We start from the raw sequence: 24119 nt of genomic DNA, 5'->3' as shown, positions 1-24119 counted from the left end.
CCACGTACGCCTTCCAGCGGCAGCGCTACTGGCTCGAAGGCTCCTCCGCAGCCGACTCCGCACCCGCCTCGGCAGCCGCCGGAGGCGGGGCGGTGGACGCGGACTTCTGGGACGCCGTGGAGCGCGAGGACCTGGCCGCGCTGGCCGATGCGCTGGAGGTGGACGCCGAGGAGTCGTCCCTGGCCATGGTGGTTCCGGCGCTCGCCTCGTGGCGCCGGGCCCGCCGCGAGCGCTCCGTGCTCGACTCCTGGCGTTACCACGTCACCTGGAAGCCCCTGGGCGATGCCCTCACCTCCGCACACGACCGCTCGTCGGCCGGTGCCACCTGGCTGATCGCCGCGCCCGCCGGAGCGCCGGAAGGCCCGCGCGTCGCGGAGGCGCTGCGGGAACGCGGCGCCAACGTACGGCTGGTGGAGCTCACCGAAGCCGACGCCGTGCGCGAAGCGCTCGCCCGGCGGCTCGTCGAGGCCACGCCGGATGCGCCACCGACCGCGGTGCTCTCGCTCCTCGCGCTCGTCGAGGACCCGTACCGCGCGGGCACGGCGCAGCCGCTCGGCCTGGCCCTCAACCTCGCCCTGCTGCAGGCGCTCGGCGACGCCGGGGCCGACGTCCCGGTGTGGTACGCCACGCGCGGGGCGGTGTCCGTGGGCCGCGCGGACCCGCTGGGCCACCCGCTGCAGGCGCTCAGCTGGGGCCTGGGGCGGATCGCGGCCGTGGAGTACCCGAGGCGCCGGGGCGGTCTGGTGGATCTGCCGGCCACCCTCGACGACCGCGCCGTCGCGCGGCTGTGCGGTGTGCTCGCGGGCCGGCTGACCGACGAGGACCAGGTCGCGGTGCGCGCCTCCGGGGTCCACGGGCGCAGGCTGGTCAGGGCCTCGGCACCACCGGCCGACGCCACCGCGCCGTGGCAGCCGCGCGGCACCGTGCTGGTGACCGGCGGCACCGGCGGCCTGGGCGCCCAGGTGGCGCGCTGGCTGGCCCGGGGCGGCGCCGAACACCTGGTGCTCACCAGCCGCCGGGGCCCCGAAGCGCCCGGAGCGGCCGAACTCGCCGACGAGCTAAGGGAGTCGGGGGTCCGGGTGACCGTGGCCGCGTGCGACGCGGCCGACCGCGACGCGCTGGCCGGCCTCCTCGCCACGCTGGACGCGGACCGGGCGCCGCTCGACGCGGTCGTCCACACCGCGGGCGTCCTGGACGACGGGGTGCTCGACACCCTCACCCCCGAGCGTGCCGACGGGGTACTGCGCCCGAAGGTGGACGCGGCGCTCCATTTGCACGAGCTCACCCGTGACCGCGAGCTGTCCGCCTTCGTGTTCTTCTCCTCCTTCGCGGGCACGCTCGGCGGCCCCGGCCAGGGCAGTTATGCCGCCGCCAACGCCTTCCTCGACGCGCTCGCACACACCCGCCGTGCCCAGGGCCTCCCCGCCACCTCGGTGGCCTGGGGCGCGTGGTCCGGCGGCGGGCTGGTGGACGAGGCCGTGCAGGCGCGGCTGCGCGCCACCGGTATGCCCGCGATGGCCCCCGACCTGGCGATCGCCGCCCTGCAGCGCGCCCTGGACGTGGCCGACACCCATGTGGCCGTGGCCGATGTCGAATGGGACCGGCTCATCGCCGCCACCCCCTCCCTGGACGGGGCCGCCGTGCTCGGCGAACTCCCCGACGCCCGGCCGGCGGAGACCGCCACCACGGACGAGGAGGACACCCCGCTGGCCCAGCGGTTGGCCGGGCTGTCGCCGCAGGAGGCCGAGCAGGCGCTGGCCGACCTCGTCAGCACCGAAGTGGCCGCCGCGCTCGGCTACGCCGACACCACGGCCGTCGAGGCCGGGCGCGCCTTCCGTGAACTGGGCTTCGACTCGCTGACCGCCGTCGATCTGCGCAACCGGCTGAACGCCGCCACCGGCCTTCGGCTGCCGGTCACCCTCGTCTTCGACTACCCGACCGTCACCGCGCTGGCCCGCTTCCTGCTCGCCGAGAGCGGAGCCGCTGGCACCGGGGCCACCGCCACGGCGGGCCCGGTGCCCGCCACCGCCGCGGTGGACGACGACCCGATCGCCATCGTGGCCATGAGCTGCCGCCTCCCCGGCGAGGTGACCACCCCCGAGGAGCTGTGGCGGCTGCTGATGGACGGCCGGGACGCCGTCTCCGACTTCCCCACCGACCGCGGCTGGGACATCGAGGGCCACTACGACCCCGACCCCGACAAGCCCGGCACCTTCTACGCGACCGGCGGTGGCTTCCTCCACCAGGCCGACCACTTCGACCCCGAGTTCTTCGGGATCTCACCGCGCGAGGCGCTGGCCATCGACCCCCAGCAGCGGCTGCTGCTGGAGACCAGCTGGGAGGCGTTCGAACGGGCCGGGATCGACCCGGCCTCGGTGAAGGGCACCCAGGCCGGGGTCTTCATCGGCGCCAGCTACAACGACTACGGCTCGCGCTTCACCCGCGCGCCCGAGGAGTTCGAGGGCTATCTGGCCACCGGCAGCGCGAGCAGCGTGGCGTCCGGGCGCATCTCGTACACCTTCGGTCTCGAAGGGCCCGCGGTCACCGTGGACACCGCCTGCTCGTCCTCGCTGGTAGCCCTCCACCAGGCGGCCCAGGCACTGCGTCAGGGGGAGTGCTCGCTGGCGCTCGCGGGCGGTGTCGTGGTGATGTCCACGCTGGACACCTTCATCGAGTTCAGCAGGCAGCGGGCCATGGCCCCCGACGGCCGCTGCAAGGCGTTCTCGGCGGACGCCGACGGAGCAGGGTGGGCCGAGGGCGTCGGTGTCCTGCTCCTGGAGCGGCTGTCCGACGCGCGGAGATACGGCCATGAGGTGCTGGCGCTGGTCCGTGGCTCGGCCGTCAACCAGGACGGCGCGAGCAACGGCCTCACCGCCCCCAACGGCCCCGCCCAGCAGCGGGTGATCCGCCAGGCGCTGGCCGGTGCGGGCCTGTCGGCCGCCGACGTGGACACGGTCGAGGCCCATGGCACCGGCACCCGGCTGGGCGACCCGATCGAGGCGCAGGCCCTGATGGCCACCTACGGCCAGGGGCGGGACGCCGACCGGCCGCTGTGGCTGGGCGCGCTGAAGTCCAACATCGGCCACACCCAGGCCGCTTCGGGCGTCGCCGGGGTCATCAAGACGGTGCTCGCACTGCGCCACGGGGTGCTGCCGAAGACCCTCCACGCCGATGAGCTCTCGCCCGAAGTGGACTGGTCGGCAGGTGCGGTGGAGCTGCTGACCGAGGCCCGGGAGTGGCCCGAGACGGGACGGCCGCGCCGTGCGGGCGTGTCCGCCTTCGGCGTCAGCGGCACCAACGTCCATGTGGTGCTGGAGCAGGGCCCCGAGCACACCGCGCCGGCGGCCGAGCGGACGGTCGACTCCGGCGTGGTGCCGTGGGTGCTCTCCGCGCGCGGCGAGACCGCCCTCCGGGCGCAGGCCGAGCGGCTGCGCGCCTATCTGGAGGAGCGTCCTGAGCTGCGCCCGGTGGACGTCGGCTACGCGCTGGCGACGGGCCGCTCGGCGTTCGCCCACCGCGCCGTGGCCGTCGGCGCCGAGCGGGAGGAACTGCTGCGCCGCCTGGCGGAGCTGGCCTCGGGAATGGCCCCGGAGACGGTGGCCGACGCGGGGAAGACGGCCTTCCTTTTCACCGGGCAGGGCGCCCAACGGTCAGGCATGGGCAGGGAGTTGTACGACGCCTTCCCGGTGTTCGCGGCGGCGTTCGACGCGGTGTGCGCCGAGCTGGACCGCCAGCTGGACGGTTCGGTGCGGGAGGTGGTGTTCGGTGCGGACGCGGAGCCGCTGAACCGCACCGTGTTCACCCAGACCGGGCTGTTCGCCTTCGAAGTGGCGCTGTACCGGCTGGTCGAGTCCTGGGGCCTGCGGCCGGACTTCCTGGTGGGCCACTCGGTGGGCGAGCTGGCGGCGGCGCATGTGGCCGGGGTGTTCTCGCTGGAGGACGCGTGTGCGCTGGTGGCGGCGCGCGGGCGGCTGATGCAGGCGCTGCCGGAGGGTGGTGCGATGGTGTCGCTCCGGGCCGCCGAGTCCGCGGTGCTGCCGCATCTCGAGGGCCACGGGGACCGGGTGAGCGTGGCGGCGGTCAACGGGCCGCGGGCGACCGTCATCTCCGGTGACGAGGACACCGTCCTGCGGATCGCGGAGGCGGTCGGCGCCAAGAGCAAGCGGCTCACCGTGTCCCACGCCTTCCACTCGCCGCTGATGGACGCCATGCTCGCCGAATTCGGCACGGTGGCCGCCGGGATCGGCTACTCCGCGCCGCGCATCGCGGTGGTCTCCAACGTCACCGGCGAGGCGGCGGGCGAGGAGCTGTGCACCCCGGAGTACTGGGTGCGCCACGTCCGCGGGGCGGTGCGCTTCGGAGACGGCATGCGCTTCCTCGCCGAGCGGAATGTGACCCGCTTCGTCGAGATCGGCCCGGCCGGAGTGCTCTCCGCCATGGGCGAGGAGTGCCTGGCCGAGGCCGACACGGATACCGACACCGATGCCGCCGCCGCGTTCGTCCCGCTGCTGCGCAAGGACCGCGGCGAGGCCGAGTCGCTGCTGGCCGGGGTGGGCCGGGTGCACGCCCACGGCGGGGCGGTCGACTGGGAGCAGGTGTTCGCGGGCCGTGGCGCCCATCGGGTGGAGCTGCCCACGTACGCCTTCCAGCGGCAGCGCTACTGGCTGGACGCGCCCGCCACCGTGGGCGACGTGGCCTCGGCCGGTCTCGGCGCCGCCGGGCACCCGCTGCTGGGCGCCGCCGTGGAACTCGCCGACAGCGACGGCCTGGTGCTCACCGGGCGGCTGTCCACCCGCGGCCAGCCCTGGCTGGCCGACCACGCGGTCTCCGGGGTGGTCCTCTTCCCCGGTACCGCCTTCCTGGAGCTCGCGGTCCAGGCCGGGGACCGGGTGGGCTGCGACCGGGTCGACGAGCTGACCCTCCAGGCGCCGCTCATCCTCCCCGAGCGCGGCGGCGTCACCCTCCAACTGGTGGTGGACCCGCCCGAGGAGGACGGCCGGCGCTCCCTGAACGTCTACTCCCGCCCCGAGGACGCGGACCGGGAGCAGTCGTGGACCCGGCACGCCACGGGGGTGCTGGCGGCCGGCGGTGCCGAGGGCTCGTACGACCTGGGCGGGACGTGGCCGCCGCCGGGCGCCGAGCCGGTGGCGGTCGAGGACCTGTACGAGCGGTTCGCGGCGGGCGGCTTCGGCTACGGCCCGTCGTTCCAGGGGCTGCGCACGGCCTGGCTGCGCGGCGACGAGGTGTTCGCCGAGGTACGGCTGGCGCAGGAGCAGCAGTCCGCCGCCACCGCCTACGGACTCCACCCCGCCCTGCTGGACGCCGCGCTGCACACCATCGCGCTCGGCCCGATGCTCCGGGCGGGCGAGGGACGGCTGCCGTTCTGCTGGACCGGGGTGACGCTGCACGCCTCCGGGGCCGGTGAGGTACGGGTGCGGCTCACCCCCAGCGGCACCGACACGGTGGCCCTCACCGTGGCGGACACCATCGGACGGCCGGTGGCCACCGTGGAATCGCTGGTGCTGCGCAAGCGGCCCGAACGGCTCGGCGACGCCACCGGCGGCGACACCCTCTACCGGCTCGACTGGGTGGCCGCCGACACCTCCGCCGCCACGCCGGAACGGCCCGCCGGGCACGCGGCCACGCCGGAACACCCCTCCGGGCACTGGGCCCTGCTCGGCGACGACGACTTCAAGCTGGTCGGACTCGATGTGCACACCTACCCGAACCTGGAGGCGCTGCCCGCCGACCCGGCCGCCGTGCCCGCCACCGTACTGGTGCCCTGCGCACCGGACCCCCAGGGCGTGGCCGACGCCGTACGGGCCGCGACCCACCGGGCGCTTGCGCTGCTCCGGGCCTGGCTCACCGAGGACCGGTTCGCCGACTCCCGCCTGGTGTTCCTCACCCGGGGCGCGGTGGCCGCCACGCCCGGCGCGGACGTACCCGATCTGGCGCACGCCGCCGTCTGGGGCCTGGTGCGCTCCGCGCAGTCGGAGAACCCCGACCGGTTCGTCCTCGTCGACCTCGACGAGCACGAGGACTCGGCGCTCGCGCTGCCGACCGCGCTCGCTCTCAACGAACCGCAACTGGCCGTGCGCCAGGGCGACATCGTGGTGGCCAGGCTCGCCGCCACCCCCGTCCCGGACACCGCCCCGCCCGCCTGGGACCCCGAGGGCACGGTGCTGGTCACCGGGGCCACCGGCACCATCGGCGGGGTCATCGCCCGCCATCTGGTGGCCGAGGCCGGAGTGCGGCACCTGCTGCTCACCAGCCGCCGTGGCCCGGATGCCGAGGGCGCGGCCGAACTCCACGCGGAGCTGGCGGAGTTGGGCGCCCAGGTCACCCTCGCCGCCTGCGACGTGGCCGACCGGGAGGCGCTGGCCGCGCTGTTGGCCACCGTCCCCGCGGCCCATCCGCTGACGGCCGTCGTGCACACGGCGGGCGTCCTGGACGACGGTGTGGTCTCCTCGCTCACCCCCGAGCGGCTGGACACGGTGCTGCGGCCCAAGGTCGACGCCGCGCTCACCCTGGACGAGCTGACCCGCGACCTGGACCTGTCCGCGCTCGTCCTGTTCTCCTCCATCGCCGGGACCTTCGGCGGCATGGGCCAGGGCAACTACGCCGCGGCCAACGCCTTCCTCGACGCCTTCGCCCAGCACTGCCGCGCCCAGGGCCGCCCCGTCCAGTCCCACGCGTGGGGGCTCTGGGCCCAGCGCAGCGAGATGACCGGCAAGCTGGAGGGCGCCGATCTGGACCGGCTGGCGCGCGGTGGCATCGTCCCGTTCTCCTCGGAGGACGGCGCCGGGCTCTTCGACGCCGCACGCGCCGTGGACACCGCCGTCGTACTGCCGATGCGGCTCGACACCGCGGCGCTCGGGGCGCGGCCCGGTGAGGTACCGGCGCTGCTGCGCGGGCTGGTGAGGGCCGCGCCCGCCACCGGGCCCGCCCGGCGGACCGCCGCCGGAGCCGGGGCCGCGCCCGCGCGGCCCGAAGGGCTCAGGCAGCATCTGACCAGCCTGCCGGAGGCCGAGCGCGGCCGGTTCCTGCTGGACCTGGTCCGCACCACCGTGGCCGGGGTGCTGGGCTTCGAGTCGGTGGCGGCCGTCGAGGCGGAGCGCGGTCTGCTGGACCTCGGCTTCGACTCGCTCACCGCGGTCGAACTCCGCAACCAGCTCGGCAAGGCCACCGGCCGTCGCCTGCCGGTGACGCTGCTCTTCGACTACCCCACCTCCACGGCGATCGCCGCGTACCTGGAAACGGAAATCGCCCCGGAGGCGTTCACCGCCGCGTCGCTGACCTTCCCCGAACTTGACGCCCTGGAAGGCAACTTGGCCAAGGTCGCGGCCGACGAGGAGGCGCGCACCACGCTCGCCTCGCGCCTGCAGGACCTGCTGGTACGGCTCGGCCAGGGCCCTGAGGGCGCGGAGGACGAAGCGGTCGCGGGCCGTATCGACGCCGCCTCGGACGACGAGATCTTCGACTTCATCGAGAACGAACTCGGCCTGTAGTGCACGGAGTTGGAATTCACAGAGATGGGCGGTAAACGGTGAGCGAGGCAAAGCTCCGCGACTACCTCAAGCGAGTGACCACGGATCTGCACCGCACTCGCCAGCGCCTGCAGGAGGCCGAGGCAAAGGACCACGAGCCCATCGCCATCGTCGGGATGGCCTGCCGCTACCCCGGCGGCGTGGCCTCGCCCGAGGACCTGTGGGAGCTGGTGGCGAACGGCCGCGACGCGGTCACCGAGTTCCCCGCCGACCGCGGCTGGGACCTGGAGGCCCTGTACGACCCGGACCCGGACAAGCCGGGGACGAGCTATGCGCGCGAGGGCGGCTTCGTCACCGACGCCGACCACTTCGACCCCGCGTTCTTCGGCATCTCCCCGCGCGAGGCCCTGGCCATGGACCCGCAGCAGCGGCTGCTGCTGGAGACCGCGTGGGAGGCCATGGAACGCGCCGGGGTCGACCCGGCCACGCTGCGCGGCAGCCGCACCGGCGTCTTCGCGGGCGTGATGTACCAGGACTACGCGACCCGGCTGCGCCAGGTGCCCGACGATGTCGAGGGATACGTGGGCAGCGGTGGCTCCGGCAGCATCGCCTCCGGCCGTATCGCCTACACCTTCGGCCTCGAAGGGCCCGCGGTCACCGTGGACACCGCCTGCTCGTCCTCGCTGGTGGCCCTGCACCTCGCCGCACAGGCACTGCGCAGGCGGGAGTGTGCCCTGGCCCTGGTCGGCGGGTCGATGGTGATGTCCACACCGGTGGCCTTCGTGGACTTCAGCCGCCAGCGCGGGCTCGCCTCCGACGGCCGCTGCAAGGCGTTCGCCGCCTCCGCCGACGGCACCGGCTGGGGCGAGGGCGTGGGCATGCTGCTCGTGGAGCGGCTGTCGGACGCGCGGCGCCACGGTCACCAAGTGCTCGCGGTCGTCACGGGCTCCGCCACCAACCAGGACGGCGCCAGCAGCGGGCTCACCGCCCCCAACGGCCCCTCCCAGCAGCGGGTCATCCGGCAGGCGCTGGCCGACGCCGGGCTGACCCCGGCCGATGTGGACGCGGTCGAGGCACACGGCACCGGCACCGCGCTCGGCGACCCCATCGAGGCGGGCGCGCTGCTCGCCACCTACGGCCAGGACCGCCCCGGGGACCGGCCGCTGTGGCTCGGCTCGCTGAAGTCCAACATCGGCCACACCCAGGCCGCCGCGGGCGTCGGCGGGGTCATCAAGACGGTGCTCGCGCTGCGCCACGGCGTGCTGCCCCGGACCCTGCACGCCGAGGACCCGACGCCCAACGTGGACTGGGAGTCGGGCGCCGTACGGCTGCTGGCAGAGGCCCGGCCGTGGCCCGAGCCGGAGGCCGAACGCCCGCGCCGCGCCGCGGTGTCCGCCTTCGGCTTCAGCGGCACCAACGCCCATGTGATCCTTGAGCAGGCCCCCGCCGAAGAAGCGCCCGCCGATGAGACCCCCGCGGACGCAACACCCGAGGACACCGCCCCCGCCGTGGTCTCCGACCTGGTGCCGTGGCCGCTCTCGGGACGGACCGAGGAGGCCTTGCGGGCCCAGGCCGCCCGGCTGCGGTCCTACCTGGGGGGCCAGCCCGAGCCGTCCCCCGTGGACATCGGCTACTCGCTGGCACTCACCCGTTCCGCCCTCGCCCACCGCGCTGTGGCCGTGGGCTCGAGCCGGGCCGAACTGCTCGCCGAACTCGACCAGTTGGCCTCCGGCGTCACATCCGGCGCGGTGGCCGGCGCGGGTAAGACGGCGTTCCTTTTCACCGGGCAGGGCGCACAGCGGCTCGGCATGGGACGCGACCTCCACACCGCCTTCCCGGTCTTCGCCGCCGCGTTCGACACCGTCTGCGCCGAGCTCGACCGCCACCTGGACGGCCATGTCGGGCACGCGGTGCGCGATGTGGTCTTCGGCGAGGACGCCGAGCTGCTGGACCGTACCCTCTACACCCAGACCGGCCTCTTCGCCGTCGAGGTGGCGCTGTACCGGCTGCTGGAGTCCTGGGGGGTGACCGCGGACTTCCTGGTCGGCCACTCGGTGGGCGAGCTGGCGGCGGCCCATGTGGCGGGCGTGTTCTCGCTGGAGGACGCGTGTGCGCTGGTCGCGGCCCGGGGCCGGCTGATGGACGCGCTGCCCGCCGGCGGCGCGATGGTCTCGCTGCGGACCGCCGAGGCCGAGGTGCTGCCCCAGCTGGCGGGCGAGGAGCACCTGGTGTCCCTCGGCGCGGTCAACGGCCCGGCCGCCACGGTGATCTCCGGCGAGGAGAAGGCCGTCCTGCGGATCGCGGACGCGGTCGGCGCCAAGAGCAAGCGGCTGCGGATCGGCGTCGCCGCCCACTCCCCGCTGCTGGAGCCCATGCTGGAGGAGTTCGCCAAGGTCGCCGGTGAGCTGACCTACTGCGCCCCGCGGATCGCGGTGGTGTCCAATGTGACCGGCGAGGCGGCGGCCGAGGAGCTGTGCTCGCCCGAGTACTGGGTGCGCCATGTGCGGCAGCCGGTGCGGTTCCAGGACGGGGTGCGGTTCCTCGAGGACCAGGGCGTCACCCGCTATGTGGAGGTGGGCCCGTCCGGTGTGCTGTCCGTGATGGGCCAGGAGTGCGTCACCGACCCCGACGCCGCCGCGTTCGTCCCGCTGCTGCGCAAGGACCGCGGCGAGGCCGAGTCGCTGCTGGCCGGGGTCGGCGGGGTGCACGCCCACGGCGGGGCGGTCGACTGGGACAAGGTGTTCGCGGGCCGTGGCGCCCGCCGGGTGGAGCTGCCCACGTACGCCTTCCAGCGGCAGCGCTACTGGCTCGACGGCTCGGACCGGGCGGGCGACGTGACCTCGGCGGGTCTTGACTCCGCCGGACATCCGCTGCTCGGCGCGGCCGTCGAACTCGCCGACACCGACGGCCTGGTGCTCACCGGGCGGCTGTCCCTGGCCGCCCAGCCCTGGCTGGCCGACCACGCCGTCTCCGGCACGGTCCTCTTCCCCGGCACCGCGTTCCTCGAGCTCGCGATCCAGGCCGGGGACCAGGTCGGCTGCGACCAGGTCGAGGAGCTGACCCTCCAGGCACCGCTGATCCTCCCCGCGCGTGGCGCGCTCACCCTCCGGGTGACCGTCGGCGAACCCGACGAGAGCGGACGGCGCCCGCTGAACGTCCACTCCCGCCCCGAGGGCGCCGGGTTCGGTGAGCCGTGGACCCCGCACGCCACCGGCACGCTCGTCACCGCCACATCCCAGACCCCCACGGAGCTCACCGCGTGGCCTCCGGCGGACGCCACCGAACTCGACGTCAGCGACATGTACGAGCGCTACGCGGCGGGCGGCTTCGGCTACGGACCGGCCTTCCGGGGCCTGCGCGCCGCCTGGCTGCGCGGCGACGAGGTGTTCGCCGAGGTGCGGCTGGGCCAGGAGCAGCTGTCGGCCGCCGCCGGGTACGGAATCCACCCGGCCCTGCTCGACGCCTCCCTGCACGGCATCGCGCTCGGCACCCTCTTCGCCGGGGAGGACCCCGGGACGGCGCAGGGGCGGCTGCCGTTCTCCTGGACCGGGGTGTCGCTGCACGCCGCCGGGGCCGACGAGGTACGGGTGCGGATCTCCCCGGCCGGTGAGGACACCGTGGCGCTCGCGGTGGCCGATCCCACCGGCCGCCCGGTGGCCACCGTGGAGGGGCTGCTGCTGCGCAAGATGACCGGTGATCAGCTGGGCAGCGCCCGCGCCGCGAGCAGCGAGGCGCTGTTCCAGCTCGACTGGCCCGCGCTCACCGGCGCCGACCGGCCCGCCCCGCTGACCCGGGCCGCGCTGGTCGGCGACGACGGTCTTGAGGTCACCGAGAGCCTGTTCGCGGCCGGGGTCCACCTGGAGTCGTATGTGGACCTGCAGTCGCTGGGCGCGGCCGTGGACGCCGGTACGGCCGCCCCCGCGGCGGTCCTGGTGTCCTGCGCCGCCGGGCCGGGCGCACCGGCCGACGCGGTACGTGACTCCCTGCGCACCGCCCTGGAGCTGGCCCAGAACTGGTCGGCCGACGAGCGGTTCGCCGACTCCCGGCTGGTGTTCGTCACCCGTGGTGCGGTGGCCACCGCACCCGGTGCGGAGGTCAGCGATCTGCCGGGCGCCGCCGTCTGGGGCCTGGTGCGCTCCGCGCAGTCGGAGAACCCCGACCGGTTCACCCTCGTCGACCTCGACGGCCACGAGGAGTCCGTACGGGCCCTCCCGGCGGTCCTCCCCTCCGGAGAGCCGCAGCTCGCGCTGCGCGCCGGGCAGGCACACACCCCGCGGCTCGCCCGCGCCCAGGGCGCCACCGGCGCCACCCGTGCGCTGGACCCCGAGGGCACCGTGCTGATCACCGGCGCCACCGGTACGCTCGGCGGGCTGCTCGCCCGCCACTTGGTGACCCGCCACGGCGTCCGCTATCTGCTGCTGACCAGCCGCCGGGGGCCGGCCGCCGAGGGGGCCGGGCGGCTGCGCGAGGAGCTGACCGCGCTCGGCGCGACCGTGACCGTGGCGGCGTGCGACACCGCCGACCGGGACGCGGTGGCCGCCCTGGTGGCCCAGGTGCCCGCCGACCACCCGCTCACCGGGGTGTTCCACACCGCCGGGGTGCTGGACGACGGGGTGATCTCCTCGCTCACCCCCGAGCGGCTGGACACGGTGCTGCGGCCCAAGGCCGACGCCGCACTCCACCTCCACGAGGCCACCCGGGAGCTGGACCTGGCCGCGTTCGTGCTCTTCTCCTCGGCCGCCGGTGTGCTCGGCGGCGCGGGACAGGGCAACTACGCGGCGGCCAACGGCTTCCTGGACGCCTTCGCCCAGGCCCGCCGGGCCCAGGGGCTGCCCGCCCACTCTCTCGCCTGGGGGCTGTGGGCGCAGACCAGCGCCATGACCGGCACGGCGGACACGGCCGGGGCCACCCGCTCGGGCGTGGCCGCGCTCTCCTCCGAACAGGGCCTGGAACTGCTCGACACCGCCCTCGCCCTGGACACCCCGCTGCTGATCCCGATGCGGATCGACCTCGCGGCGCTGCGCGCGGGCGCCGGATCCGGTTCGGTGCCGCTGCTGCTGCGCGGACTGGTGCGGACCCCGGCGCGCCGGGCGGGCGCGACCACACGAGGCGGCTCGCCGGGCGGCGGCTCCGCGCTGCGGGAACGGCTCGCGGCGCTGTCCGAGGCCGAACAGGACGCCGTACTGGTGGAGTTGGTGTGCACACAGGTGGCCACCGTGCTCGGCCACCCGGACCCGTCCGCCATCGGCCCGGCCCATGAGTTCGTCGACTCCGGCTTCGACTCGCTCACCGCGGTCGAGCTGCGCAACCGGCTGAACGCGGCCACCGGGCTGAGGCTGCCCGCCACGCTCGTCTTCGACCACGAGACGCCCACCGACCTGGCCGCCCGGCTGCGCTCCGAACTGGCCGCGCCTGGCCAGCCGGGCCCCTCCGAGCAGCCGTCCGCTGGCGCGGCGGCCGCTCCGGCGGGGGAGTCCACCACGCTGAGCACCCTGTACACCGAGGCGTTCGAGACCGGGAAGTGGAAAGAGATCTTCGATCTGCTGCACGCCACGGCGGCGCTGCGGCCCCGGTTCAGCGCCCCCTCCGAGCTGGAGAGGCTGCCGATGCCGGTCCGGCTCAGCAAGGGCCCGGCCGACCACCACATGTTCTGCTTCTCCTCGTGCCTGGCGGTCGCGGGCATCCACCAGTACGCCCGGTTCGCGGCCTCGCTGCGGGGCCGGTGCGATGTGTCGGCGCTCGCGCTGCCGGGCTTCGGCCGCGGTGAGCCCCTGCCGGAGACGGCGGACGCGGTGGTGGCCGCGCAGGCCGAGGCGGTGGCGAAGGCGGCCGACGGACAGCACATCGTGCTCCTGGGCTCCTCGGCGGGCGGCTGGTTCGCCCATGCGGCGGCGGGACATCTGGAGCGGATGGGCGTCCGGCCCGCCGCCGTGGTGCTGGTGGACACCTACGTGCCCAAGAGCAGCATCCTCAACCAGTTCGGGCTCTCGCTCATGGACGGGATGACCGAGCGCGAGGGCGTGTTCGTCACCATGGACGACGCCCGGCTGTCGGCCATGGGCTGGTACCTCAACCTCTTCGGGAGCTGGGACCCCGAGCCGATCGAGACCCCCACCCTCCTGGTGCGGGCCCTGGAGCCGCTGTCCACCGGCTCGTTGAAGCTGGAGGAGCTGCCCGACTGGCGGTCCTTCTGGGAGCTGCCGCACGACATCGTCGATGTGCGCGGCAACCACTTCACCATGATGGAGGACCACTCCCTCCCCACCGCCCAGGCCATCGAGGACTGGCTGGAGCGGCTGGAGCGCGACGGCGCCTGACCCCGTCCGACACCCGCTTCAGGCGCCCCCCCCCGCACCGCGAGAGGAACGACGACCATGGCGTTGCCCGTCACCGATGAGAGCCTGTGGTTCCGCAGGTTCCATCCGCGCCCGGAGGCCGAGGTCAGCCTGGTCTGCCTGCCGCACGCGGGAGGAGCCGCCAGCTTCTACTTCCCGATCTCCGAGCTGCTGCCGCCGACCGTGGAGGCGCTGGCCGTCCAGTACCCGGGGCGCCAGGACCGCCGCCATGACGCGCCCATCGAGGACATCCACGAGATGGCGCGCGAGATCTACCAGGCGCTGAAGCCGCTCACCGCACACCGGCCGATCGCGCTGTTCGGCCACAGCATGGGCGCGAGCGTCGGGTTCGAGCTGGCCAGACTGCTCGAAGGGGAACTGGGGACGGTGCCCCTGGCGCTCTTCGCCTCGGGCCGGCCCGCGCCCTCCCACCACCGCAGCCTGGGCATCCACCGGCGCGACGACGCCGGGCTGATCGCCGAGCTCCAGCTGGTCAGCGGGACCGACTCCCGGATCCTCGGCGACACCGAACTGCTGCGGCTGGCCCTGCCCGCCATCCGCAGCGACTACAAGGCGGCCGAGACCTATGCGTACCGGCCCGGCGCCCGGTTGGCCTGCGACATCGTGGGGCTCACCGGTGACAGCGACATCCGCGTCAGCGCCGCGGAGATGGCGGGCTGGCGGGAGCACACCGCGGGCTCCTTCCGGCTGGAGGTCTTCTCCGGCGGCCACTTCTACCTGGACGAGCAGAAGGCAGCGGTGGCCGGAGTCATCACGGACACCCTGCGCGCGGCCACCGCCCGCCCCCGACGAACCATCGACTGAGAGAGAAGAGCCGACGATGCGTATCCTTTTCGCGACGGTGTCCGAGAAATCGCACCTGTTCACCATGGTCCCGCTCGCCTGGGCGCTGGCCGCGGCCGGCCACGAGGTGCAGGTCGCCAGCAACCCCGCGCTGACCGACTCCATCAAGAGCACCGGGCTGACGGCCGTCTCGGTCGGCAAGGACCACAATCTCCACGAGATGCTGACGCAGAACCGCGAGTCGCTGGAGAACCCGCTCTCCGACTGGTCCACCCCCGAGCTCGATCAGCACACCTGGGAACAGGTGCTGATGAAGTTCAAGATCAGCGTGATGTTCGCGTACCAGACCTACAACGACTGCATGGTGCACGAGCTGGTGGACTACGCCCGCCACTTCCAGCCCGACCTGGTCATCTGGGACCCGGTCACCTACGCGGGCCCGGTGGCCGCCCGGGTGGTGGGCGCCGCCCACGCCCGGCTGCTGTGGTGCGTCGACATCTATGCGAAGATGCGCGAGGTGTTCCTGGCCCGCCTCGCCGAGCAGCCCGAGGAGCGCCGCGAGGACCCGATGGCCGACTGGCTCGGCTCCCTCCTCGCCCGCTACGACCGCACCTTCGACGAGGAGGTCGTGGTCGGCCAGTGGACCATCGACCAGATCCCCACCAGCCTCCAGCTCCCGGTGTCGGTCCAGCGGGTCCCGGTCCGCTATCTGCCCTACAACGGCCCCTCCCACATCCCGGACTGGCTGCGCGAGACCCCCGAGCGGCCGCGCGCCGTGCTGACCTCCGGGGTCTCCGCGCGGGCCGCCCTGGGCGGCACCTTCATGCCGGTGGCCGACATGATCGAGACCCTGGGAAGCATGGACATCGACGTGGTGGCCGCGCTGCCGCCCGAGGAGGTGGAGGCGCTGGAGAAGATCCCCGCCAACACCCGCATCGTCGACTTCGTACCGCTGCACGCCCTGCTGCCCGGCGCCTCGGTCCTCATCCACCACGGCGGCTTCGGCTCCTGGGGCACCGCACTGGTCAACGGCGTACCGCAGTTCATCCCCACCATCCGCTACGCCGACTGGTGGAACAAGGGGACCGTCCTGCACCAGGCCGGTGCCGGACTCGCCGTCCACGCCTCGGAGTTGACCGCCGAGGTGCTGCGGGAGAGCGTCGAGCGGCTGCTGGGGGACGCGTCGTACAAGGAGACCGCGGAGCGGCTGCGCGGGGAGAACCTGCGCACCCCCACCCCGCACGATGTGGTGCCGGTGCTGGAGAAGCTCACCGCGGAGCACGGCCGGTGAAGGTGCGCGAGCTGGCGGTGCCCGGCGCCTACGAGTTCAGCCCGGACGTCCACCGCGACGAGCGCGGCGCGTTCGTCGCCCACTACACCGCGTCGGCCTTCTCCGCCGCCGTCGGCCATCCGCTGCGCCTGGGCCAGAACCACCACAGCGTCTCCCGGCGCGGCACCGTCCGCGGGGTGCACTACGCGGACGTACCCCCGGGCCAGGCCAAGATGGTGACCTGCGTCAGCGGTGAACTCCTCGATGTGGTGGTGGACTTGAGAGTGGGCTCGGCCACCTTCGGCCGCTGGGACAGTGTGCGTCTCGACCCCGTCTCCTACCGGGCGGTGTATCTGGAGGAGGGCCTTGGCCACGCCTTCATCGCACTGCGGGACGACACCGTGGCGGCCTACCTCAACTCGGAGGAGTACAACCCGGGCGCCGAGCACGAGATCGACCCCTTCGACCCCGCCCTCGGCCTGCCCTGGCCCAAGGACCTGGAGTATCTGGTCTCCGAGCGCGACCGGAACGCCCCCGGGCTGGCCGAGGCCGAACGGGCCGGGCTGCTGCCGTCCTACGAGGTCTGCCGGGCACTGCACCCCCGGCGCGGCTGACCCGGCCCGGCGCACCACGGCGTACCCGGCGCGGCCTACCCCATCAACCGATCGGTTGATGCGGCCGATCGGCCGGTCGGTGGAGTCAGGATCAGCCCGGTGGGCGGCCGATGGGCCGATCCCCCGGGGGTATCCGCTTCCTACGGTGGAAGAGTGAAGGAACCGAGCGAGGAGGACCTGGGCCGATGCCGCTGATCGAGGTCAGTAACCTGCGCAAGGAGTACCGCAATCACGTGGCGGTACAGGACGTGTCCTTCTCCGTGGAGGAGGGCGAGATCTTCGGCATCCTCGGCCCCAACGGCGCGGGCAAGACCACCGCCGTGGAGTGCATCGAGGGCATGCGCAAGCGCGACGGCGGCGAGATCTCCGTGATGGGTCTCGACCCGCTGAAGGACAAGGACCTCGCCGAGCTGCGCGAGTCCATCGGCATCCAGCTCCAGCAGAGCGAACTGCCCCCGAAGATGAAGGTGTGGGAGGCGCTTGAGCTCTACAGCACCTTCTACCGCGACCCCGTCGACTGGCGCGAACTCATCGAGGAGTGGGGCCTGTCCGACAAGTCCGATACGGCCTACGGATCGCTGTCCGGCGGACAGCAGCAGCGGCTGTCCATCGCGCTCGCCCTCGTCGGCAAGCCCAAGATCGCCGTCTTCGACGAGCTGACCACCGCACTCGACCCGCACGCCCGGCGCGAGACCTGGAAACTGATCGAGCAGGTCCGGGCGCAGGATGTGACCGTGCTGCTGGTCACCCACTTCATGGAGGAGGCCGAACGGCTCTGCGACCGGATCGCCATCATCGAATCCGGCCGGATCGTCGCCCTGGACACCCCCTCCGGACTGGTATCCCGGGTCGATGAGCAGCAGATCATCCGCTTCAAGCCGTCCGTTCCGATGGACGACGAACTGCTCACCTCGCTGCCCGAGGTGAGCAGTGTGACCCGGTCCAAGTCCCAGGTGACGGTGGTCGGCAAGGGCAATGTCGTCTACGCCGTGATCTCCGTCCTGGCCCGCAACCAGATCGTGGCGAACGAACTCCGCCTGGAACAGGCGAGTCTCGATGACGCCTTCGTCGCCCTGACCGGCTCCAAGCCCGCCAACTAAAGCCGCCGAGGAGACTTCTGCCATGTCCGGGCGCACCAAGCTCACCTATGTCGAGAGCAAGCTGTTCCTGCGCGATCCCACCGCGGTGTTCTTCGTCATCGCGCTGCCGATCATGCTGCTGGCCATCTTCCACTTCGTCACCACCAAGTCCGACGACGACGCCGCCACCAAGGCGTCGATGGCCGCGTTCGTCCCCGCGATGGCCATGTCGCTGTGTCTGACGATGCTGGCACTCAACCTGCTGCCCACCACCCTCGCCACCTACCGGGAGAAGGGAATCCTGCGGCGCATGGCCGCGAGCCCCATCCACCCGGGGAACCTGCTGCTCGCCCAGCTCTTCATCAACCTGGTCACCGCGGCGGTCTCCGCGGTGCTGGTGCTGATCGTCGGCAAGACCGCCTTCGACACCAAACTGCCCGGTGACGTCCTGGCCTTCCTGGTGAGCTTCGCCCTGGGCACCTGGGCGCTGTTCTCCATCGGCCTGGTGATCGCGGCGGTGGCGCCGAGCAGCAAGTCGGCCACCGCGATGGGCCTGTCCCTGCTCTTCCCCAGCCTCTTCTTCGGCGGCGCGTTCCTCCCCAAGGAGGACCTGCCGGAGACGGTGTCCACCATCGGCGACTACACTCCGCTGGGCGCCGCGCTCCAGGCGCTGCGCGACTCCTGGGAGAACCAGTGGCCGGAGACGCTGCACCTGACCGTCCTCGGAGTGATCGCGGTGGCCGCCACCGCGGCCGCGGCCAAGCTGTTCCGCTGGGAGTGAGGTGAGCGCGTCCAAGGACGACGGCGGACGGTGGGAGCGGCACTCCGACATCCTGTTCGGAGGGCTGCCCTACCTTCTGCTGTTCCTGTCCACGGCCCTGAGCCTGGTCCACGGCCTGCCACCGGCCCGGGGTCTGCTCACCACGCTGGGCCTCGTGGCGGTGGCCGCCGCCTGGATCCTGGGCACCTACACCCTGCCCACCGGCCGCCGCAGCAGACAGCCGTACGGCACGGCGCGCACGGCCGTCTACTTCGCCGGGCTGCTCGCCCTCTCCGCCGCGCTGATGGCGCGGGACCAGGTGTTCATGCTGTTCGCCGCCACCGGGTTCCTCCAGGCGCTGGTGCTGCTGCCGACCTTCTGGGCGCTGGTGTCCGTGGCGGCCACCTCGTTCGTCGTCAACACCGTGCCGGACGGCTTCCCCCGGCCCACGACCGGCGCGGTGGTCGGCTACCTCGCCGCCATCGCGTTCCAGACCGTGGTGATCGGCTGGATCAACCTGCTCTCGAGCAGGCTCAACGAACAGCATCAGCGGCGCAAGCGCACCGTGGCCGAACTCCGCTCGGCGCTCACCGAGAACGCCGGACTCCACACCCAGCTGATCACCCAGGCGCGGGAGGCCGGGGTGCTCGACGAGCGCCAGCGGATGGCGGGGGAGATCCATGACACCCTCGCCCAGGGGCTGGCGGGCATCATCCGTCAGCTGGAAGCCGCCGAACACGCCGACGGCGACCGCGAGGTGTGGCGCCGCCACCTCGTGGCGGCCAAGGACCTGGCCCGGGACAGCCTCGCCGAGGCGCGCCGCTCGGTCCAGGCGCTCCGCCCCGAGCAACTGGAGTCCCGGACCCTGCCGGACGCCCTGGAGTCGCTGACCGAGGGGTGGTCACCGGAGCGGGAGCCGAAGGTGGCGTTCGCGACGACCGGGACCGCCATTCCGCTCCACGCCGAACTGGAGGCCACGCTCTACCGGGTGGCGCAGGAGGCCCTTACCAACATCGCCAAGCACGCCCGGGCGTCAAAGGTGGGCCTCACCCTGTCGTACATGGAGGACGTGGTGGTCCTCGACGTACTCGACGATGGCGTGGGATTCGACCCCGCGGCCGCGGAGGCCGGGGCCGGGGCCTCCGGCGGTCACGGTCTGGGGCTGGTGGCGATGCGGCGCCGACTGGGCCGGGTCGCCGGTACGTTGGACATCGAGAGCGCCCGTGGCGAGGGCACCGCCATCAGTGCGGCCGTCCCCGTGATCCCCCAGGAAGCCGGTGCATGAGCGGAAACACCCATGGCGGCCACACCCCCGGCCCCAGCCCCATCCGCATCCTGATCGTCGACGACCACCCGGTGGTCCGCGACGGGCTGCGCGGGGTGCTGGAGCGGGACCCCGACTTCACGGTGATCGGCGAGGCCGGTGACGGTGCCGAGGCCGTCGAACTGTACGAGCGGCTGCCGGCCGATGTGGTCCTGATGGATCTGCGCATGCCCCGGATGGGCGGAGTGGAGGCCATCAAACGGCTGCTGCGCGGCGACCCGGAGGCCCGGATCCTGGTGCTGACCACCTATGACACCGACAGCGACGTCATGGGCGCGCTGGCCGCCGGGGCGACCGGCTATCTCCTCAAGGACACCCCGCGCGAGGAGCTGACCCGCGCCGTGCGGTCCGCCTCCTCGGGCCAGTCCGTTCTCTCGCCCGCGGTCACCGGACGCGTCCTCGGCCAGGTACGCAAACCCACCCAGGGCCCGCTGAGCGACCGAGAACTCCAAGTGCTCCGGCTTATCGCTGACGGGGCCACGAATCGACAGGCGGCAGCGGCATTGTTCATCAGCCAGGCGACCGTGAAGACGCATCTTCTGCATGTCTACGAGAAACTCGGGGTGAAGGATCGCGCGGCAGCGGTCAGCGAGGCCCATAAACGACATCTATTTGAATGACACCGCAGGTCGGGGCCGTGATAGGGGTGGCCGATAGGGGTCGCCGAGGGTAGGGGTTGTTCCGCTCGAAGCGGCGCCAATACGGTGGCGATATGGGCCACATCCGAGATCGGCAGGCCGTTGTCATCGGCGGCACCGGATTCATCGGGCGACATATCTGCAGAGCTCTTGCCAAGCGCGGATATGAAGTCCTGGCAATCGCGAGAAAACCCGCCGAACCCATTTCCGGAGTCGCTTTTCTGGCACTCGACGCGATATCCGCGCCGACCGGGGACATCGTCCGGGCCACACGGTCCGCCGATCTCGTCGTCAACGCCGCGGGCGACAGCTGGGAGGGCGACGAGGCGAGCATGACGGCCTCGCACATCCCGCTCGTGGACCGGCTGGTGGACACCGTGGCGGCCCTCCCCAGGCGGCTCCGGCTGGTCCACCTGGGCTCGGTGCACGAGTACGGCCCCGTCCCCGACGGCACCGCCATCGCCGAGGACCACCCCACCGCCCCCGGCACCCCCTACGCCCGCACCAAGCTCGTCGGCAGCCGGATCGTGCTGGGCGCCGCGGACGCGGGCCGTATCGACGGCTGCGTGCTGCGCGTCACCAACGTCTGCGGACCCGGCACCCCCCGGGGCAGCTTCCTCGGCGGGCTCGCCCACCGGCTGCGCCACACCACCGAGGACACTCCGCTCGCCGTCACCCTCGTCGACGACCGGCGCGACTTCATCGACGTGCGCGATGTCGCCGAGGCCGTGGTGCTGGCCGCGAGCAGCCCGGTGACCGGCCGGGTGCTCAACATCGGGCAGGGCGACGCCGTCAGCATGCGCGAACTGGCCCGGCTGCTGATCTCCGCCTCCCAGGTCCCCGACCGCCTGGTGCGCGAGGAGAGCGGCGCCGTGCACAGCAAGGGCGGCAGCTGGACCCAGGCCGACATCCGCCTCGCCCGGCGGCTCATGGGCTGGTCCCCGAAGGTGGCCCTCAAGGAATCCCTCCACGACCTGTGGGCCGCCTCCGCCACCCCGGGCCGACCGGCCGCCGCGGCGGCCCGTACCGAAGGACACTGATGCAGTACACCTACCTCGGCCGCACCGCCCTCAAGGTGAGCCGACTCTGCCTGGGCACTTTGAACCTCGGGGTCAGGGCGAGTGACGAGGAGAGCCACGCGATCCTGGACACCGCCCTGGACCGCGGGGTCAACTTCATCGACACCGCCAACCAGTACGGCTGGCAGAAGCACAAGGGCTACACCGAGGAGTTCCTCGGCGGCTGGTTCGCACGAGGAGGCGGCCGGCGCGAGAAGGTCGTACTGGGCACCAAGGTCTTCAACCCGATGACCGACTGGCCCAATGACTCGGGGCTGTCCGCCCGGCACATCATCGCCTCCTGCGAGGACTCGCTGCGCCGGCTGGGCACCGACTGGATCGACCTGTTCCAGATGCACCACATCGACCGCCACGCCCCCTGGGACGAGGTGTGGCAGGCGATGGAGACGCTGACCCGGCAGGGCAAGGTGCGCTACACCGGCTCGTCCAACTTCGCCGGCTGGCACATCGCCGAGGCCCAGGAGACCGCGGCCCGCCGCCACTTCCTCGGCATCGTCTCCGAACAGAGCGTGTACAACCTCGTCACCCGCCATGTCGAACTGGAGCTGATCCCCGCCGCCCAGCGCTACGGGGTCGGGGTGCTCGCCTGGTCGCCGCTGCACGGCGGGCTGCTCAGCGGGGCGCTGCGCAAGCTGGCCGAGGGCACCGCGATGAAGACCGCCCAGGGCCGGGCCGCGCAGGCGCTCGAGGTCCACCGGGACGCCATCGCCGCGTACGAGAAGCTGTGCGAAGGGCTCGGCGCCGACCCGGCCGAGGTGGGCCTCGCCTGGGTGATGGGACGCCCCGGCATCACCGCGCCGGTCATCGGGCCGCGCAGCCTGGACCAGCTCGAAGGGGCGTTCAAGGCCATGGAGCTGACGCTGTCCGACGAGGTGCTGGCCGAACTGGACCGGCTGTTCCCGCCGATCGGCAACGGCGGCCCAGGACCGGAGGCGTGGGCGTGGTGACCACGCTCCAGGAGCGGCTGGCCCGCTCCGCCGCCACCCTCGACAGCTCGGTGACCCTGCTCGCCGACTTCCAGCGCTGGTTCCGCGAGCGCGTCGACGCCGACGAGTCCCGGATCGAGATCATCCCGTTCGAGGCGATGCGCGGCTGGGCCTTCGCACCGGACACCCACAACCTCGTCCATGACACCGGCCGGTTCTTCACCGTCGAGGGCATCCGGGTGCGGATGCCCGGGGCGCCGGTGGAGGAGTGGCGCCAGCCGATCCTCCACCAGCCGGAGATCGGCATCCTGGGCATCCTGGTCAAGGACTTCGACGGCGTACCGCACTTCCTGATGCAGGCCAAGATGGAGCCGGGCAACCACGGCGGGCTCCAGCTGTCGCCCACCGTCCAGGCCACCCGCAGCAACTACACCCGGGTGCACAAGGGCCGCGCGGTGCCGTACCTGGAGTACTTCCAGCGGGCGGAACGGCACCGGGTGCTCGCCGACGTCCGCCAGTCGGAGCAGGGCAGTTGGTTTTTCCGCAAGCGCAACCGCAACATGCTGGTCGAGGTCGGGCGGGACGAGGACGTCGAGGTGCGGGACGGCTTCCGCTGGCTGACGCTGGGCCAGCTGTACCACCTGCTGGCCGTGGAGGACCTGGTGAACATGGACGCCCGCAGCGTCCTGGCCTGTCTGCCGCAGTCCCCGCTGGACCCCGAGGAGCCCTTCCCCGCCGCCGGACCACACGGGACCGCGGGGCCGGAATGGCCGGGGCCGCACACCCTCCACCGCGACGCCGACATCCTCAGCTGGATCACCGGACTGCGCACCGAGCGCGAGGTGTTCACCGAGCGGATACCGCTGCGGGAGACCACCGGCTGGCACCGCAACGCCCACCGCATCTCCCACGAGAGCGGGCGCTTCTTCAGCGTGATGGCCGTGGACGTGACGGCGGGTGGCCGCGAGGTGGGCGGCTGGACCCAGCCCATGATCGAGCCCCATGGACCGGGTGTGGCGGCCTTTCTGCTGGCCTACGCCGACAAGGTGCCGCATGTGCTGGTGCAGGCCCGCGCCGAACCCGGCTACACGGATGTGGTGGAGCTGGCCCCCACCGTGCAGTGCACCCCGCGCAACTACACCCAGCTGCCCGAGGAGGCCGCGCCGCCGTTCCTCGAGGAGGTGGTCCAGGCGTCGGCCGACCGGGTGCGGTTCGACACCGTGCTCTCCGAGGAGGGCGGCCGCTTCTTCCACGCCTTCAACCGCTATCTGGTCGTGGAGACGGAGATGAGCGCCGTCCCCGAAGAGCCGCCGCACTACCGCTGGATGGCCGTGCGTCAGCTGCTCGACCTGATCCGCCACAGCCATTACGTCAACGTCGAGGCCCGCACGCTCATCGCCTGTCTGCACTCCCTGGCCGGATAGGGGGCCTAGGGGGCGCCCCGGGTAGAGCTAGATGAGTGAGTCTGATGTCCTCAGTGGTCATACGCGATCAGGGATCGCTTGGCTTCGGCTCCGGTGGTCCAGTTGTGCCAGATGGCTGCTGCGAGGGCGAGGAGTCGTTGGCCGGTGCGGGCGAAGACTCCGGCCGGTGTTCTTCCGCCGTGCTGTTCCAGGCTGAGCTGGCCCTTGAGGGTGTCGAAAACCGCCTCGATCCACTGGCGGCATCGGGCCAGGCGTCCATGCCGGGTGGGTTCGTCCTTGCGGTCCGGACGTACCAGATGGCCTTCGAGCCGTTCGGTGATGAATGCCTCGAACTCCTTCCCGGCGAAGCCCTTGTCGGCGAGGATGACCTGTCCGGCGC

The 24119-nt window shown here is 72.8% G+C and carries 13 protein-coding genes; 12 read left to right on the top strand and 1 reads right to left on the bottom strand.

The annotated features are described in order from the left end of the window. The first annotated feature begins 92 nt into the window (after positions 1 to 92). The 12 genes from VT50_RS25915 (at position 93) to VT50_RS25860 (ending at position 23740) form a co-directional block, all read left to right on the top strand. Positions 93 to 7508 (top strand): SDR family NAD(P)-dependent oxidoreductase, encoded by a 7416-nt coding sequence (locus VT50_RS25915; protein ID WP_420822224.1) that lies wholly within the window; start codon positions 93 to 95, stop codon positions 7506 to 7508. Between the two features lie 38 nt (positions 7509 to 7546). Continuing rightward, the gene (locus tag VT50_RS25910; protein ID WP_079343888.1) at positions 7547 to 13804 is read left to right on the top strand and encodes a type I polyketide synthase; all 6258 of its coding nucleotides are present in this window, start codon (positions 7547 to 7549) and stop codon (positions 13802 to 13804) included. A 57-nt stretch (positions 13805 to 13861) separates the two neighbouring features. Further along, a complete protein-coding gene (locus tag VT50_RS25905; RefSeq protein ID WP_046086294.1) occupies positions 13862 to 14647 on the top strand; it encodes a thioesterase II family protein in 786 nt (261 codons plus the stop codon). 37 nt (positions 14648 to 14684) lie between these two features. Then, positions 14685 to 15917 (top strand): activator-dependent family glycosyltransferase, encoded by a 1233-nt coding sequence (locus VT50_RS25900; RefSeq protein WP_206269484.1) that lies wholly within the window; start codon positions 14685 to 14687, stop codon positions 15915 to 15917. Next, positions 15914 to 16510, top strand: a complete 597-nt coding sequence (locus tag VT50_RS25895; RefSeq protein ID WP_046086296.1) for a dTDP-4-dehydrorhamnose 3,5-epimerase family protein — start codon at positions 15914 to 15916, stop codon at positions 16508 to 16510. The genes VT50_RS25900 and VT50_RS25895 overlap by 4 nt, the downstream gene beginning before the upstream one ends. Positions 16511 to 16695: 185 nt before the next feature. Next, a complete protein-coding gene (locus tag VT50_RS25890) occupies positions 16696 to 17610 on the top strand; it encodes an ABC transporter ATP-binding protein (RefSeq protein WP_046086297.1) in 915 nt (304 codons plus the stop codon). A gap of 22 nt (positions 17611 to 17632) precedes the next feature. Then, a complete protein-coding gene (locus VT50_RS25885; protein WP_046086298.1) occupies positions 17633 to 18370 on the top strand; it encodes an ABC transporter permease in 738 nt (245 codons plus the stop codon). 1 nt (position 18371) lies between these two features. Further along, complete coding sequence (locus VT50_RS25880; protein ID WP_046086299.1) at positions 18372 to 19634, top strand: sensor histidine kinase; 1263 nt, start codon at positions 18372 to 18374, stop codon at positions 19632 to 19634. Beyond that, positions 19631 to 20293 (top strand): response regulator, encoded by a 663-nt coding sequence (locus tag VT50_RS25875; protein ID WP_046086300.1) that lies wholly within the window; start codon positions 19631 to 19633, stop codon positions 20291 to 20293. Before VT50_RS25880 ends, VT50_RS25875 begins: the two co-directional genes overlap by 4 nt. A gap of 92 nt (positions 20294 to 20385) precedes the next feature. Further along, complete coding sequence (locus tag VT50_RS25870; protein ID WP_046086301.1) at positions 20386 to 21351, top strand: NAD-dependent epimerase/dehydratase family protein; 966 nt, start codon at positions 20386 to 20388, stop codon at positions 21349 to 21351. Further along, entirely contained in the window at positions 21351 to 22337 is a 987-nt protein-coding gene (locus VT50_RS25865) for an aldo/keto reductase (protein WP_046086302.1), read from the top strand. The genes VT50_RS25870 and VT50_RS25865 overlap by 1 nt, the downstream gene beginning before the upstream one ends. Beyond that, positions 22331 to 23740: an NDP-hexose 2,3-dehydratase family protein gene (locus tag VT50_RS25860; RefSeq protein ID WP_046086303.1), complete on the top strand. Its 1410-nt coding sequence runs from the start codon at positions 22331 to 22333 to the stop codon at positions 23738 to 23740. Before VT50_RS25865 ends, VT50_RS25860 begins: the two co-directional genes overlap by 7 nt. Before the next feature lie 50 nt (positions 23741 to 23790). On the opposite strand, the gene VT50_RS25855 is transcribed toward VT50_RS25860, so the two are convergent. Then, positions 23791 to 24119: transposase (locus tag VT50_RS25855; protein WP_143645272.1), on the bottom strand; the 329-nt coding region annotated here is incomplete at its 5' end.

The organism is Streptomyces antioxidans, from assembly GCF_000968685.2.
Classification (GTDB): Bacteria; Actinomycetota; Actinomycetes; order Streptomycetales; family Streptomycetaceae; genus Streptomyces; species Streptomyces antioxidans.
This window is presented reverse-complemented; position numbering and strand designations above follow the sequence as displayed.

Bases quoted from the DNA above. Each gene is read 5' to 3' on its own strand.
- VT50_RS25905 (WP_046086294.1), top strand. From the start codon at position 13,862: ATGGCGTTGCCCGTCACCGATGAGAGCCTGTGGTTCCGCAGGTTCCAT.
- VT50_RS25890 (WP_046086297.1), top strand. From the start codon at position 16,696: ATGCCGCTGATCGAGGTCAGTAACCTGCGCAAGGAGTACCGCAATCAC.
- VT50_RS25885 (WP_046086298.1), top strand. From the start codon at position 17,633: ATGTCCGGGCGCACCAAGCTCACCTATGTCGAGAGCAAGCTGTTCCTG.
- VT50_RS25875 (WP_046086300.1), top strand. From the start codon at position 19,631: ATGAGCGGAAACACCCATGGCGGCCACACCCCCGGCCCCAGCCCCATC.
- VT50_RS25870 (WP_046086301.1), top strand. From the start codon at position 20,386: ATGGGCCACATCCGAGATCGGCAGGCCGTTGTCATCGGCGGCACCGGA.
- VT50_RS25865 (WP_046086302.1), top strand. From the start codon at position 21,351: ATGCAGTACACCTACCTCGGCCGCACCGCCCTCAAGGTGAGCCGACTC.